Source organism: Rossellomorea marisflavi, assembly GCF_022170785.1.
GTDB classification, from domain to species: Bacteria; Bacillota; Bacilli; order Bacillales; family Bacillaceae_B; genus Rossellomorea; species Rossellomorea marisflavi_B.
On sequence record NZ_CP081870.1, the window covers coordinates 3,843,895 to 3,856,490 of the forward strand.

Genomic DNA, 12,596 nt, shown 5'->3' on the forward strand with positions numbered 1-12,596 from the left:
CCTTGAGTCTGCGGAAACTTTAACTCAATTATTTACTCTTTCTGTTATTATCTTTAAATATTCCATGACCTGTTCATTCAAATCTTCTCTTTCAAGTGCGAAATCCAGTGTAGCTTTAATGAATCCAAACTTATCTCCCACATCATGACGCTCGCCTTCAAACTCATAACCAATAACCATTTGCATCTCGTTCAGCTTTTTGATTGCATCAGTCAGTTGGATTTCCCCACCAGCCCCAGGAGGAAGATTTTCTAGAATTTCAAATATTTCTGGACGAAGAAGATAACGACCCATAATAGCATAGTTGGATGGCGCATCCTCTGCTTTAGGTTTTTCCACAAGATCATTGATATGGTAGACACCATCGTCAAAACGATTTTGATTATAAGAGATAACTCCATATTTTGATACATCTTGCTGTGGAACTTCCTTTACCCCTATAACAGAAGAATTATATCGCTCATAAATATCAATGAGTTGCTTTAAACAAGGATAATCTGGAGAGTGAACGATATCATCCCCTAATAGAACCGCAAATGGTTCATTCCCTATAAAACGGCTGGCACATGAGATGGCGTGTCCTAATCCAAGTGGTTCTTTTTGGCGGATATAGTGGATATTTGCAAGTTTTGAAATACTCTGTACTTCTTCAAGCTGATCGTATTTCTTTTTCTTAGCAAGAGTTTCTTCCAACTCATATGATTTATCAAAGTGATCTTCAATGGCACGTTTCCCACGTCCAGTTACAATGATTATATCTTCGATTCCGGAAGCAACAGCTTCTTCAATGATATATTGAATAGTCGGCTTATCAACGATTGGAAGCATTTCCTTTGGTTGTGCTTTAGTAGCAGGTAGGAAACGTGTACCCAGACCCGCTGCAGGGATAATTGCTTTTCTTACTTTCTGCATAGATGACACTCCTTTTAATTGGCACTCTTCATGAGAATGCCTTCATTCTTATTAGCAAGTTCCAATACATAATTAGAAATGGATTCTTTGTCAAACTCATGGTGATTTTCAATTAGATTGTTCACGTGTTCATAATTAAATTCCACTGTCCTTCCAATAAATATTTTAGGGAAGATCTCCTTACTATGGACCTCGTTTTCTCCGAGCAGTTCTTCGTACATCTTCTCTCCGGGGCGAATTCCAGCGTATCTGATACCGATCTCATCCATGGAATAGCCAGAAAGTCTAATCAGGTTCTTAGCAAGATCCACAATTTTCACCGGTTCTCCCATGTCAAGGACGAAAATTTCCCCACCACGTGCCAGCGCACCGGCTTGAAGAACTAGTCTGGATGCCTCAGGTATTGTCATGAAGTAGCGTGTCATATCCGGATGGGTGACAGTGACAGGTCCACCTGCCTGTATTTGACGTTTAAATAAAGGAATTACACTTCCCCTGCTACCTAGGACATTACCAAACCGAACGGCGACGAAGCTTGTATTACTATTTTTGTTTAGATTCTGGATGATCATCTCGGCAATCCGCTTCGTAGAGCCCATCACGTTTGTTGGATTAACAGCCTTATCTGAGGAGACAAGGACAAAAATCTGAACTCCAAATGTATCTGCAGCTTCCGCTACATTCTTGGTTCCGATAACGTTATTCTTGACAGCTTCTTTAGGATTGTACTCCATGAGTGGTACATGTTTATGTGCCGCTGCATGGTAAACCACATCAGGAGAATGAATGTCCATCACTTCAAAAATTCTATTACGATCTTGTATATCAGCAATAATTGGTACAATCTCAATATCCAACTTATACTTTGCTCTCAACTCCATGTCTATACCGTATATGGAGTTTTCTCCATGTCCTAGGAGTAATAGCTTTTTAGGCCCAAATTTACTAACTTGACGACATATTTCAGATCCAATGGACCCACCTGCCCCCGTTACCAGAATCGTCTTACCTGACAACTTTTCTGAAATACTATGGGTATCCAATTCAACAGGATCGCGGCCTAGAAGGTCTTCAACCTGAACATCTCTGAACTGGTTAACGGAAACTTTTCCTGATACAATATCTTCAATCATGGGCATAATCTGTGTTTTTGCAGACGTCTTGCTGCATTCCTGATAAATAGTTTGTATATCATGCTTGCTCATTGACGGTATGGCAATAATAATGTTATCTACCTGTAGTCTATCAACAATTTCAGGAATATCTTTCGTTTGACCAAAAACCTGGACTCCATAAATTTGAAGTTTGTACTTTTTCGGATCATCATCGATAAAAGCCACCGGTAGAAGTTCGGCATCATAATTTTTCAGAAGTTGTCTGACTAGCATTGAACCCGCAGAACCAGCTCCAATGATCAGCGCACGCTTTTTCTCTTGTTTTGAATTAATATAATGATCTCTATACATTCTCCATGAGAAACGTGAACCACCAATAAGTAGTATATGGAGCATCCAAGTTACGGCCATTACTCTTATATAAACATGTTGATTAATAATCAATTGTACAATTGCTGTTGTCAAGATGGAAAGTGTGATTGCACGTATGATAGCAACCATCTCCCCTACGCTTGCATACTCCCATGCTTTTTGATAAAGGCGATAAATGAATGCGAATAGGTGATGACTGATTAGAAGACAGATCGAGCTGAAAATTAGTGTTGGGATGGTGAAAACATTAAGCGTTGGATTAAGAATGAAATACCCTGCATAAATGGCTGTGAGGACAATGATGGAATCTAACACCATCAATAGCGAAATTCGCTTTTTATAGTTCAATTGGACTCCTCCTTAGTAAATTTTACGACAAATGAAATACCTAAGGAAAACATATAGTCTCGACTATATCCTTACCTTAGGCATCCAGATACGAACAATTTTAACGAAAAATGAATATTTAGACCTGCTTATTTAAAATTTACTTTATTTCGGAATTATTATAAAATAATAGTAAATAGGCATTTAACCTGTCCTCTCATCACCCCACCGACGACAAGCGTCTAAGGTCTGGAGTCTCCTCCTGCCCACAAGGTGATCGAGTGCCTCCAATTATAATGGATAGGAGGCATTCCCAAAATCCTACTGTTGTCTATAATTCTTGTTAAGGCTTTGTTTAACGACAATAGTACCTCATGACCTTTTTGTCTGATATTTATCCTATTTAAAAAATTCCAAAGAATTTCTTTTTTTTAATCCGTTCGGGAATCTCTTTGTATATGTTTTTCCCCTCTATTAAAAGCTCTGCATTTTTAATAAAGTAGTCAACCATGTCGATACCGTATTGCTTCTCAGTCATTTCCAATGCTTCAGCCATTTTAAACGTGCGGTTCTTTACGTTATGAGCGTCAGATGCGATAAAATGGACAAGATTTGCCTCTATCATCTGTTGGGAAAACTTTTGAATATTCTTCCCAAAGTAACCGGTCAACGAAGCTGCCGTAACTTGAGTGGTAGCACCATTCTTTACTAGGTTGTAAAGCTTATCCGGCCTCTCCATAAGTTCCGCATTTCGCTCAGGATGTACAATGATTGGGATTAACCCTTCATTCTGCAAATCATATAAGAGTCTTTCAGCATAGCCAGGAACAGAGCTTGATGGAAACTCCACAAAAAGATATTGGGACCCATTATTTAGCGTCAGAAGTTCACCCTTACGGTAATCTTCCACCATTTCACCGTAGATCCTTGTCTCTTGTCCAGGTAGGACCTTTAAAGCAATGCCTTGCTCTTGAAACGTCTTATTCAATTCCTCAACACGCTGAAGAATATCCTCTTTTACATTCTCATACTTCCCATTACGATGATGCGGTGTTGCAAGGATAGTGTGGATCCCCTCAGACAAAGCTTTTTCTGCAAGGATGATACTGTCTGTATAGCTCTGCGCACCATCGTCAATACCAGGTAAAATATGACTATGGATGTCAATCACGTGTAATCCCCCCCGAGTGAAACCTCATACTATTTTACTACTAGCTCAAAATTTGTAAATAGGTGAAATTTGTCGAATAGTAGTTAATTTTTTCCGTAATAATAATAACTCGTATCCTTCATCTCTCGGTTATTAAGAATCACCCCAAGCAGCTTCCCTTTCGTAGTGTCCAACAGCTCTTTCGCTTTCTTAGCACTGTCCACTTCGGTGGTTCCCGAGCTTAAAACAAGAACTGTTCCGTCACATTTATTGGAGAGTACCTGTGCATCCGTGACGGCTAAGAGCGGGGGAGTATCGAAAACGACCATATCGTAATCCTGATAAATATCCTTTAGTAGTTCTTCCATCGACCTAGAACTTAATAGTTCCGCTGGGTTCGGCGGGATCGGTCCACATGTCAAAAGATCCAGGTTTTTGATATCGGTTTGATGGACAACTTCCCGGAGGGCTTTTTGTCGCGATAGGGTCGATGTCAGACCAAATGTGTTATTTACATTGAACGTATAGTGAGATGTTGGTTTTCTCATATCTCCATCTACAAGAAGCACGTTCTTTCCTTCTTGGGCGAATACGACGGCCAGATTCGCAGCCGTTGTGGATTTCCCTTCCCCTGGTCCCGAAGAAGTCACCACGATGGAACGAATTTGTTGATCAACAGAAGAAAAGTTGATGCTTGTACGAACCGTTTTGTACTGCTCTGAAATTGGTGATTGCGGATTATCATGGGCGATCAGTTTACGCCTGGTTGACATCATGATCTGCTTCAGTTTTTTACTCTTCTTACTACCCAATGCGCTCACCTCTTTCTTCTGTGCTTCTTGATTTCTTCTCTGCTTTTGTGTCTCCAATCCTAGCAACCGATCCAAGAACAGGTACGTCTAACACTTTTTCCACGTCTTGCTCAGTTTTGATCGTATTATCGAGGAATTCAAGCAAGAATGAAATTCCTACACCAATCATAAGACCAACAACCAAAGCGATTACAACATTTAGAAGTGGTTTCGGCTTTACAGGAGACAGTTTTTCCCCTACTTCTGCTTTGGTCAGGATCGTGACATTGTCGACATTCATAATGTCTGGAATATCTTTCTGGAAGACGTCAGCCGTCTCATTAGCAATTTTCGCGGCTTTCGCAGGATCAGTATCCTGTACAACCAACTTAACGACCTGCGAATCGTTTTGATTGGATACAGTCATGTTGGACTGGATATCACTTGTTTTCATATTAAGTTCCTTTGAAACTTTGTCCAAGATGACCGGACTTGTGATAATTTCCTTATAAGTATTAATTAACTGTAGATTCGTTTGGATTTGACCTGGGTTATTATAGGCGGATTGATCGGATTTGGACTGATTGACAAGCAGCTGGGTCGAAGTTTCATAAACGGGGGTTAACAGAAAAAAACTTACCCCTCCGCTGACTAAGACTGCTGTAAGGGTAATAAGGATAATCAGGCTCATTCTTTTCTTGAGGGTTTGCATCAAATCACGTAAATTGATTGTTTCTTCCATGAAGTGCCTCCTGTAAATTGTGAAAAAATATGTAAGATTCTTTCAGTTTTAGTTGTATTTCCGTGAAAATCTTGTCATAATTTTAAATAAAATGTAATATTGTTGCCATTACTCTCTATTAAACTACAGATTTTTCTATTTGAAAAGGGTATTTTCAACAAAAGTGAATATTTCTTGCAGAAATTCATTCAGGGGGAATTTATGATGAAACAGTTCTTATTGGTGGTACTCGCTATTGCATGCGCTGCCGTGCTGATTATGGGGAACCTTTATTGGCAAGAGCGAACAGCATTAACAAAAACAGAGCAAAAGGAGGATACCCAGGTATCTCCGAAAGAGAAGCCCACTAAAGAAAAAAAGAAGGTGAAGGATGAAGAGACCGAATTTACCGCCAAATGGCCGAAGAATGCAAAGGCTGTTTATAAGAAAAAAGTGAAGAATGGTGATCCATTCAAAATCGTCATCCTTGGCTCGCCTGCCCTTGGAGCAAGCGAAGGAGGCTGGGCTCCTCAACTGAAGGAGTCGTTGCTTACGGCATATGACGACACCATTGAAGTGACCATCCATGAATGGGATACGACCTCTGTGGAATTCGTAAATGGGACGAATGTGGATACGGTTCTTGAAGAGACTCCTGACCTGGTACTTTGGGAACCGTTCACTCTGGTAGATAACTCGAATGGAGTGGGTCCTCTTCAGAATCACGACAGTATCCTTATCTTTGATCGGGAGCTGCATGAAACGAACGAAACGGCTACTCTCATTCTTCAACCCCCTCATCCAATCGAAAATGCTACTTATTATCCAGCGAATGTGGACGAGCTGAAAGCATTCGCCGAGGAAGAAAGTATCCCTTATCTCGATCATTGGAGCGATTGGCCTGAAGACGGTACACTTTCCGATTATCTAATTGAAGACCAGGATACACCAAATGCCAAAGGCTACACGCTTTGGAACGATTACTTAGTAGACTACTTTATTGCTGACTAGCCTGATGGCTAGTCTTTTTTTATATAATAGAAGAAACTAGTAAGCGTTTACACTTTAAGTGCTATCTCATTTGGATGAATGTAAATACAAAAGAAAATATTTCCTATCCAAATATGACATAATCTGATATCTTATTAACTAGGTTCAGGAAAAGGAAGGGAAAAATACATGAGATCAGATAAACATACTGGTAGAAAAAAGAGAAAATGGCCGAAAGTTGTTGGGATCATTCTTCTCGTGTTGGTGCTCGGTGGGGGAATCTATGGCTATACGATTTACAAATCTCTGAATGATGCGGTCGGTGCTATGCACGATCCGTTGAAAAGAGAAAAGTCTGAGAAACGTGCGGAAAAAGTCACCTTTAAGAAGAAAGATCCTTTCTCCGTTCTATTGCTCGGTACAGACGGGTCGTTTGATCGTAAAGGAGATGTCGGCCGTTCGGATTCGATGATTGTGTTGACCGTCAACCCGAATAAAAAGTCTGTCAAGATGCTTAGCATCCCTCGTGATACACGGACGGAAATTGTTGATAAAGGGACCGTGGATAAAATCAATCACGCCTATGCATTCGGTGCGGCCAAAGGGGGGCCATCCCAAGGGGCAGAATGGTCGATGAATACGGTGGAAAACCTGTTGGATATCCCAATTGACTACTACGCCACCATCAACATGGACGGATTCAAAGACATTGTCGATGCAGTCGGCGGAGTCACAGTCAATAATGACATCGACTTCGTTCAAGATGGGTATACGTTTACCAAAGGATCGGTAACTCTAGATGGGAAGAAAGCACTTGCCTTCTCACGTATGCGTCATGAAGACCCCCGCGGGGACTTCGGACGTCAGCTCCGTCAGCGTGAAATCATCAAAGGGGTCATCAATCAAGGTGCCAGCCTATCAAGCCTCTGGAACTTTGACGATATCTTCGATGCTCTTGGAGCAAACGTAAAAACGAACCTTTCCTTCAAGGAAATGGTCGACATCCAAAAGAATTATAAAGCAGCTGCAGGAAATATCGAGCAGATCAAGATTGAAACTGGCGAGGGAACCAACATTGATGGAATTTACTACTATGTCATTCCTGATGCTGAACTCGGTGAGATCCAGACAACGCTTAAAGAGCAATTAGAAATCTAAAAAAACCGCTTGGGAATCAATAGAGAGACCTAACAAAATGAGACTGAATAAAACACCTTCAAGTAGTAAATAATCATTTACATTTGGAGGTGTTTTTCTATGGGTAAAAAAGTGTTTTATCCAGAGGAAGTTAAGAAAGAAGTTGTCCGTTTAAAATTAGAAGGTCATTATTCAAATCAAGAGCTTATGGACATGTTTGGAATCAAGAATCGATCTCAGATTAAGACGTGGGTGAAATGGTTCAAGAATGGAGAGTCTCATCGGTTTGCTTAACCTCTCGGGAAACAATATTCTTATGGGAAAGGTCCAGATGAGGATAGTGAACTAGCTCAGTTACGAAAGAAAGTCGCTAATTATGAAATGCGTGAGGAATTGGTGGGAAAGTACAGGGAAATCGAAAGGAAGTGGTCCCAGGAGTATTCGTTCAAATCGTAGAGATGTTAAAACATAAATATACCGTTATGACCCTTTGTGAGTGCTTTGGAGTGGCTAAGGCTACCTATTATCGTTGGCGTGGAAAGTCATGGGGACCGTCGGAGTTAGAGGAGAAAATCATTAATCTGTGCGTTGCGTTGAAATTTCGCATTGGGCACCGGATGGTTCGCGGCCTTTTGCGTAAAGAGCACAATCTCGAAGTCAATCGGAATACGGTACAGCGAATCATGCAGAAATTCAACATCCAGTGCCGCGTTAAAAAGAAAAGACAAAACTATCTAGCTGGTGAAAGTAAAATTGTCGTGCCGAATATCTTAAACAGAGAGTTTACTGCCACGAAACCAAATGAAAAATGGGTGACAGATATTACCTATCTTCCTTATGGGGAGAAAATGATATATTTATCAACAATTATGGACCTGTATAATAACGAAATTCTTGCTTTCACCATTGGAGATAAACAGGATAAAGCGTTAGTGTTAGATACGTTGAAAAGAGCGTGTGAGGGTCGAAATGTATCTGGATGCATCCTTCATAGTGATCAAGGATCTCAATATACCTCCTATGATTTTCAGGAAGACTGTAAAAAAAGAGGCATTATCACAAGCATGTCCCGACGAGGAAATTGCTTTGATAATGCCGTCATCGAATCCTTCCACTCTTCTTTAAAGTCAGAAGAATTCAACCCACTGGATCGTGGGAAGTTAACCACTCATACAGTACGAAAGAAAATCGAATCGTACATGTATTATTATAATTATTGTCGCCCTTTTACAAAATTAAACTGCCAGACTCCAATAGAATTTAGAGTCATGGCAGCCTAGGTGTTTTATTTAGTCTTAATTGACTGGGTCACTCCACAAATCCCAAGCGGTTTTTTCTTATGCTTCTACAGCAACTTCCTTTTTCTTAAGCGTAAAGAATGTGATGGCGAATCCGACACCAAGGGCTAGCAGGATCCCAATAATGGCGTACGGGAAGTACGGTCCGATGTAGGCAACAAGGCTCACGATACTGGACAGGATGTACCCATAGATGCGGACGCCCATGATGGCGAAGAATGCTGATCCGGCCATGCTGGCAAGGGTACAGGCGAGGAACGCCTTCTTATAGCGGATGAGGACACCGAATAGGGCCGGTTCCGTGATTCCGAGTAGCGCCGAGATGGCCGCTGATAGAATGATGGATTTTTCTTTCTTTCCTTTTGCCTTGAAGAAGACGGCGAATGTTGCTCCGGCGATGGCCATGTTGGTCATGAAGAACATCGGCATGAGCATGTCGAAGCCGTTGTCTGCGAAGTTTTGCAGGGCGATCGGCGTCATGGCGTGGTGCATGCCGAAGACGATGGCAATCGGACGGATGCCGCCGACGACGATTCCGGCTAATACCGGTGATAGTCCGAATAGCATTTCAATGAAGGCAGCAAGCAAGCTTCCTACATAGGCACCCAGTGGCCCGGTTGCGATCAGGGCGAACGGGATGGTGATGAACAAGGTGAGCGTCGGGGTGAAGACCGTTCGTAGCACGCTCGGCATGAACTTGTCGACGTACTTCTGGATATAGCTCATGGCCCATATGGACAGGATGATCGGGATGACGGTGGCGCTATAGTTGATGACTGGTACCGGCAGACCGATGAAGGTGAACTGACTGACTTCTCCGAGCTTGGCTGCATCGAGCAAGGACGGATACATGAATCCTCCCGCTACGGCAAGGGCCAGGTACTGATTCGTCTTGAAGATGTTCGCGGCCGATGCTGCCAGGAAGAACGGCAGGAAGTAGAACACGGCGCTTGCGACGAGATCCAGGATGATGACGGCGTCGCTTTCTTTATTGAGGACTTCGAGGGCGATGAGTCCGGCGAGGATCCCCTTGATCATCCCCGCTCCGGCGATGGCCGGTACGATCGGTCCGAACACGCCGGATACGATATCGAGGAGTGCTCCGAAGAATCCTTTCTTTTTCCCCGGTGCTTCGCTCTTCACGTCTGTTGTCTCGAGCTCTGCGGTCAGGGCTTCGTGGACCTTCTGGACGTGGGTGCCGACGACGATCTGGTATTGATCGTTCGTAAGCTGATCCCCCATGATGCCGTCGAGCTCTTTTACTTTGGCGCGGTCGATGGCGTCAAAGTCGTGGAGGTCGAAGCGCAGGCGGGTCATGCAGTGCCACACTTTCTTGATATTGTCTTCCCCGCCGACAGCGGTGATGATCTGTTTGACCAATTGTTGATCTCCCATGTGAACCCCTTCTTTCTGTCTGTGGTGTTGTCGTTGATTAGCCATATCGTAGCACAGGGACCCAAAATTGAAAACGTTTTATAAAATACCAATCATAACACTTAAACCCTTGATACATAAGGTTTTATCATCATTTACATTAAAATTGGTACGGTAAATACCTCCTATCCCTTGTGAAAACATGACCAAATTGACCGCGGTGATTTGCCTGTGTTTTACTTGAGTCATCGTAAACGAAATGGAAGGTGTGTCCACATGGAACCGAATCTTATTACACATATAGAAGCTGTCGTCACGAACCCCCACCGTCATAACTTTGTTGTCGTGAAGGTGGAGACGAGCAGCGGCATCACCGGGTACGGCTGCGCGACGTTCCAGCAGCGTCCGCTCCCTGTCCAGATGGTGGTGGAAGAATACTTGAAGCCGATCCTCATCGGACGGAACGCTCACGATATTGAAGATCTCTGGCAGATGATGATGGTGAACTCCTACTGGCGGAACGGCCCGATCATCAATAATGCCATCGCCGGAGTCGACATGGCCCTGTGGGATATCAAGGCGAAGCTTGCCGATATGCCTCTCTATCAATTATTCGGAGGGAAATCGAAGAGCGCCATCGCCGCTTATGCCCACGCCGACGGTCTGACCCTGGCTGAACTGTTTGAAGGTGTCGATGCCCTGGTGGAACGTGGATTCCGCCATATCCGCTGTCAGCTCGGGAAGTACGGTGGGAAGAATCATGCTATGCATTTGCCGGATCAGCTCATGGACGGGGAATACTATGATCCCGATATCTACATGCGCGATGTCGTAAGGATGTTCAAGGCACTGCGTGAGAAGTACGGATACGAACTCCACTTCCTTCATGACGTTCATGAGCGCCTGTCCCCGAATCAGGCGATCCGCCTGGCGAAGGAACTCGAGCCGTATCAACCGTATTTCCTAGAGGATGTCCTCCCTCCAGATCAGAATGAGTGGCTCGATCAGCTGCGGAGTCAGACGACGACGCCAATCGCAACGGGGGAACTCTTCAATAATCCGATGGAATGGAAGGATCTCATCGTGAATCGCCGAATCGACTACATTCGCTGTCATGTGTCACAGATCGGTGGCATCACGCCGGCGTTGAAGCTTGGGGCCCTTTGTGCGGCGTTCGGCGTGCAGATCGCCTGGCATGGTCCGTCGGATATGACCCCGATCGGTGTTGCCGTTAATACGCACCTCAATATGTTCCTTCATAATGCCGCCATCCAGGAAGTGCAGGAGCCGGAGGATGTGATCCGCGAGATGTTCCCGGGTACCGTCGAGGTGAAGGAAGGCTATATTTACCCGATCGAACGGGCAGGAATCGGCGTCAGCTTTGACGAAGACATGGCGAAGGGGTATCCTTGCGTGTACAGGAAGCACGAATGGACCCAGTCCCGCCTGCCGAACGGGACGATCCATACTCCTTAACGGAAGGAGAGGGTGAGATGAAGAAGCGGGAATTCATCGCCGATGACCTGCTGAGCAAGATCTATCAGAATAAGTATCCGCCTGGCGGCAAGCTCCCGACGGAACGGGAGCTTGCCGATCAGTATGGGGTATCGCGGTATACGATCCGAGAGGCGCTGAAGAAGCTCCTCAACATCGGGAGTATCCACGTTGTACAGGGATCGGGGATTTTCGTCACCGACACGATCACCCAGAGTCCGTTAATCTCCAACTCCCTCCAGGAGAAGAAGTTCAAGGACATTGAATCAAAGGTCGTCTACTTGAAACGGGAGAAAGCGTCAGCGTCATCCCAGCGGATCTTCGACAGCCAGAGTGATGTCTGGTCCTTCAAGCGTGTGCGTCTCGTTGACTACCAAAAGGTGCAGATTGAAACGTCCCTTTTGCCCGTGGAGCTCTTCCCGGATCTGGATGAAGGTGTGATTGCCCAGTCGGTTCATGAGTATGTACAGAAATGCGGATATGATATCTCTCATTTTATCACGAGCTATAGCGCCGTAAATGTCTCGAAGGAAGATGCGGAGCTGTTGAACTGCAAGAAGGGGCTCGCCGCGATGAAGATCGTGAACCGCGGGATCCTGAAGGATGGTCAGGTGTTTGAATACAGCGAGCTGATCAATCTCGATTATTCGGTATCTTACTTCACGCCGTTCAATACGAATAAGCATCAGTTCCGGAAGAACTGAAGAAGCGAGCCTCTTGGGCTCGCTTCTTCTATGTTCTCATGGTAGTCAAAAAGTAGACCAGCACTGTCCCTCCCTGGATGATGGCCGGAACGAAGGCATATTCGTTCGGCAGCACCCAGTACAGGACCATGCTGACGATGAGGATTGGCATGACCGCGAACAGCCACAGCCTCACCTTCCGATTGGACAGATTGAATTCGCACCGTTCCAT

11 protein-coding genes and 1 pseudogene are annotated in these 12,596 nt (G+C 44.2%); 5 read left to right on the plus strand and 7 right to left on the minus strand.

Annotation, left to right across the window (positions count from 1 at the left end; genetic code table 11):
• Positions 1-24: 24 nt before the first annotated feature.
• The 5 genes from galU to K6T23_RS19940 all read right to left on the minus strand — a co-directional run bounded on the left by galU (position 25) and on the right by K6T23_RS19940 (position 5,409).
• A complete protein-coding gene (gene galU / locus K6T23_RS19920; RefSeq protein ID WP_238283029.1) occupies positions 25-912 on the minus strand; it encodes a UTP--glucose-1-phosphate uridylyltransferase GalU in 888 nt (295 codons plus the stop codon).
• Positions 913-926: 14 nt separating this feature from the next.
• Positions 927-2,747, minus strand: a complete 1,821-nt coding sequence (locus K6T23_RS19925; protein ID WP_273546592.1) for a polysaccharide biosynthesis protein — start codon at positions 2,745-2,747, stop codon at positions 927-929.
• A gap of 382 nt (positions 2,748-3,129) precedes the next feature.
• Positions 3,130-3,897, minus strand: a complete 768-nt coding sequence (locus K6T23_RS19930) for a tyrosine-protein phosphatase (RefSeq protein ID WP_238283031.1) — start codon at positions 3,895-3,897, stop codon at positions 3,130-3,132.
• Positions 3,898-3,980: 83 nt separating this feature from the next.
• Positions 3,981-4,688, minus strand: a complete 708-nt coding sequence (locus tag K6T23_RS19935; RefSeq protein WP_420493514.1) for a CpsD/CapB family tyrosine-protein kinase — start codon at positions 4,686-4,688, stop codon at positions 3,981-3,983.
• Complete coding sequence (locus K6T23_RS19940) at positions 4,681-5,409, minus strand: YveK family protein (protein ID WP_238283032.1); 729 nt, start codon at positions 5,407-5,409, stop codon at positions 4,681-4,683. Before K6T23_RS19940 ends, K6T23_RS19935 begins: the two co-directional genes overlap by 8 nt.
• A 201-nt stretch (positions 5,410-5,610) precedes the next feature.
• On the opposite strand from K6T23_RS19940, the gene K6T23_RS19945 reads away from it, so the two are divergent.
• From K6T23_RS19945 to K6T23_RS19955, 3 genes and pseudogenes are all read left to right on the plus strand, one after another.
• Positions 5,611-6,399 (plus strand): SGNH/GDSL hydrolase family protein, encoded by a 789-nt coding sequence (locus tag K6T23_RS19945; RefSeq protein WP_238283034.1) that lies wholly within the window; start codon positions 5,611-5,613, stop codon positions 6,397-6,399.
• Positions 6,400-6,567: 168 nt separating this feature from the next.
• Positions 6,568-7,536 carry an LCP family glycopolymer transferase gene (locus K6T23_RS19950; protein WP_238283050.1) on the plus strand — a complete coding sequence of 323 codons (969 nt, stop codon included), beginning with the start codon at positions 6,568-6,570 and terminating at the stop codon, positions 7,534-7,536.
• A 99-nt stretch (positions 7,537-7,635) separates the two neighbouring features.
• Positions 7,636-8,795, plus strand: a pseudogene (locus K6T23_RS19955) (IS3 family transposase).
• A gap of 57 nt (positions 8,796-8,852) precedes the next feature.
• On the opposite strand, the gene K6T23_RS19960 reads toward K6T23_RS19955, so the two are convergent.
• Positions 8,853-10,208: a PTS transporter subunit EIIC gene (locus K6T23_RS19960; protein ID WP_238283052.1), complete on the minus strand. Its 1,356-nt coding sequence runs from the start codon at positions 10,206-10,208 to the stop codon at positions 8,853-8,855.
• 255 nt (positions 10,209-10,463) lie between these two features.
• On the opposite strand from K6T23_RS19960, the gene K6T23_RS19965 reads away from it, so the two are divergent.
• Both K6T23_RS19965 and K6T23_RS19970 read left to right on the plus strand, forming a co-directional pair.
• The gene (locus K6T23_RS19965; protein WP_238283054.1) at positions 10,464-11,663 is read left to right on the plus strand and encodes an enolase C-terminal domain-like protein; all 1,200 of its coding nucleotides are present in this window, start codon (positions 10,464-10,466) and stop codon (positions 11,661-11,663) included.
• A 17-nt stretch (positions 11,664-11,680) separates the two neighbouring features.
• Positions 11,681-12,385 (plus strand): GntR family transcriptional regulator, encoded by a 705-nt coding sequence (locus tag K6T23_RS19970; protein ID WP_238283056.1) that lies wholly within the window; start codon positions 11,681-11,683, stop codon positions 12,383-12,385.
• A gap of 28 nt (positions 12,386-12,413) precedes the next feature.
• Here the strand turns inward: K6T23_RS19970 and K6T23_RS19975 are convergent, their stop codons facing one another.
• On the minus strand, positions 12,414-12,596 hold the full coding sequence (locus K6T23_RS19975; RefSeq protein WP_238283057.1) for a hypothetical protein: 183 nt from the start codon (positions 12,594-12,596) through the stop codon (positions 12,414-12,416).

Bases quoted from the DNA above. Each gene is read 5' to 3' on its own strand.
- K6T23_RS19945 (WP_238283034.1), top strand. From the start codon at position 5,611: ATGATGAAACAGTTCTTATTGGTGGTACTCGCTATTGCATGCGCTGCC.
- K6T23_RS19950 (WP_238283050.1), top strand. From the start codon at position 6,568: ATGAGATCAGATAAACATACTGGTAGAAAAAAGAGAAAATGGCCGAAA.
- K6T23_RS19940 (WP_238283032.1), bottom strand. From the start codon at position 5,409: ATGGAAGAAACAATCAATTTACGTGATTTGATGCAAACCCTCAAGAAA.
- K6T23_RS19965 (WP_238283054.1), top strand. From the start codon at position 10,464: ATGGAACCGAATCTTATTACACATATAGAAGCTGTCGTCACGAACCCC.
- K6T23_RS19960 (WP_238283052.1), bottom strand. From the start codon at position 10,208: ATGGGAGATCAACAATTGGTCAAACAGATCATCACCGCTGTCGGCGGG.
- K6T23_RS19975 (WP_238283057.1), bottom strand. From the start codon at position 12,596: ATGGAACGGTGCGAATTCAATCTGTCCAATCGGAAGGTGAGGCTGTGG.
- galU (WP_238283029.1), bottom strand. From the start codon at position 912: ATGCAGAAAGTAAGAAAAGCAATTATCCCTGCAGCGGGTCTGGGTACA.
- K6T23_RS19970 (WP_238283056.1), top strand. From the start codon at position 11,681: ATGAAGAAGCGGGAATTCATCGCCGATGACCTGCTGAGCAAGATCTAT.